Below are 1,769 nucleotides of genomic sequence, written 5' to 3' on the forward strand. Positions count from 1 at the left end.
CCTTTTGGTACTAATGATTTAGGTCAGGATCAACTGGCTCGGGTATTGTGGGGGGGACGCATCTCTTTAACGGTGGGAATTGCGGCGATGGTAGTGGCGATTTCTTTGGGAACGTTAATTGGAGCGTTATCTGGTTTCTATGGAGGAGTAATCGATACCTTCCTAATGCGCCTGACGGATTTATTTTTAGCATTACCTCAGCTACCGTTGTTACTGTTAGTGATTTATTTATTCCGAGATGTGATGCGGCAGCTGGCTGGGCCAGAGTTAGGTATTTTTCTATTAATAGTGCTAGTAATTGGTTGCTTGAATTGGATGTCCGTGGCGCGATTAGTAAGAGCTAGTTTCTTGACAGTGCGGGAGATGGATTTTGTAACCGCAGCTCGCTCGATTGGTGCTAAACCTCGTCGATTGATTTGGGCTCATATTCTTCCTAATGTGCTTAGTCCGGTAATTGTTGCGGCTACCTTGGCCGTGGGAAATGCGATTATTACTGAGTCTACCTTGAGTTTTTTAGGATTAGGGTTTCCCCCTGATGTTCCGACCTGGGGAAGGATGCTATTTGATGCCCAAAATTATATTGAAATAGCGCCTCATATGGCAATTTTTCCAGGATTAGCGATTTTTTTAACAGTGCTTAGTATTAATTATATTGGGGATGGATTGAGAGATGCTTTGGATCCGCAAACGAGGAGAAAGTAGGGAGTAGGGAGTAGGGAGTAGGGAGTAGGGAATAGGGAATAGGGAATCGTTGCGTAGTGGCGTGGCAAGCTTAAAATAGTGCAATAGATTTTTGCTCCCCATCTTCCCACACTCCCCACACTCCCCACACTCCCCACACTCCCCACACTCCCCCATCTGTTTCTAATGCATCAAATTAAGCTTGCCACGCCAGTAGGGTGCGTTAGGGGTGGCTCTAATTTTCCGCCTCCTAGCCAGTTGGAACAGCCCGCCCCGTAACGCACCACCGGGTCAAAGTACAACAGCTTTTATAGCAACAAATATAGATTAATGCACCCTGCCAAATCGTCCAAAAGGAAAAAGACGGAATAAGACTTGACCATAAATTTGATCCCTATCCACCTCGCCCATCAACAACTTATCCTGATCATCTGGATTTTCACCCAAAACTAAATAACAACAAGAAGGGATTTCTCTCTCTACTTCGTCGTAATCTTGGATCGGGATTCCTTGAATGTAGTCAGTTTCCAACAGTTGACCATTGACATAAACCTCTCCTTGCTTAATGGCAAACTTGTCCCCAGGTAACGCTACAATCCGCATAATGTAGTCCAAATCACCATTAAAGCCTTGCTGTGCCAAATCTTTGGTAATCCGAAAGTGAATCACATCTCCGTGGTGGAATTTGCGCCAATGACGGGTGACAATATCACTGAGAACCACATCACCGCTCTGGACTAATGGTACTACCGTTCATTCTAGCCCACTGTCAACCCTATAGATGCTGCTACTAAGAATTAGAAAAACAAACACAGAAAGTCCCAACAGAATATAGCCCAGCCCAGGGTTTTTATAACCTTCAATCAGGGGGGCTGGAACAGGTTCATTGCCCACAAAATACTGACGTAGGGAATCATGAATAAAACGGTAACGGCCTCCCACTTGCTGAATCAACCGCCGTTCTGCGGCATAACTGAGGAACCTGGCATAGTTCCAAGGAATTGCTCCCCTTTGCCACAAAATTAGCCTCAGGGTCAAGTGCCGTATCAAGTCTTGACCGCCAGCTAGTGCCGAAAGCAAGCCTACAA

The 1,769-nt window shown here is 45.7% G+C and carries 2 protein-coding genes and 2 pseudogenes; 1 reads left to right on the plus strand and 3 read right to left on the minus strand.

Translation table 11 applies throughout. The annotated features are described in order from the left end of the window. Positions 1 to 702, plus strand: a 702-nt coding sequence (locus F6K49_RS45780) for an ABC transporter permease (RefSeq protein WP_293108925.1), incomplete at its 5' end; no start/stop codon positions are given. Here the strand turns inward: F6K49_RS45780 and F6K49_RS45785 are convergent. From F6K49_RS45785 to F6K49_RS45795, 3 genes and pseudogenes are all read right to left on the minus strand, one after another. Further along, positions 648 to 848: a hypothetical protein gene (locus F6K49_RS45785; RefSeq protein WP_293108928.1), complete on the minus strand. Its 201-nt coding sequence runs from the start codon at positions 846 to 848 to the stop codon at positions 648 to 650. The two genes, F6K49_RS45780 and F6K49_RS45785, sit on opposite strands and share 55 nt — an antisense overlap. A gap of 160 nt (positions 849 to 1,008) precedes the next feature. Further along, positions 1,009 to 1,413 (minus strand): annotated as a pseudogene (gene lepB / locus F6K49_RS45790) (signal peptidase I); the annotation flags it as partial. Between the two features lie 21 nt (positions 1,414 to 1,434). Continuing rightward, positions 1,435 to 1,769: pseudogene (locus tag F6K49_RS45795) on the minus strand (hypothetical protein); the annotation flags it as partial.

It is taken from the genome of Moorena sp. SIO3I6 (assembly GCF_010672095.1).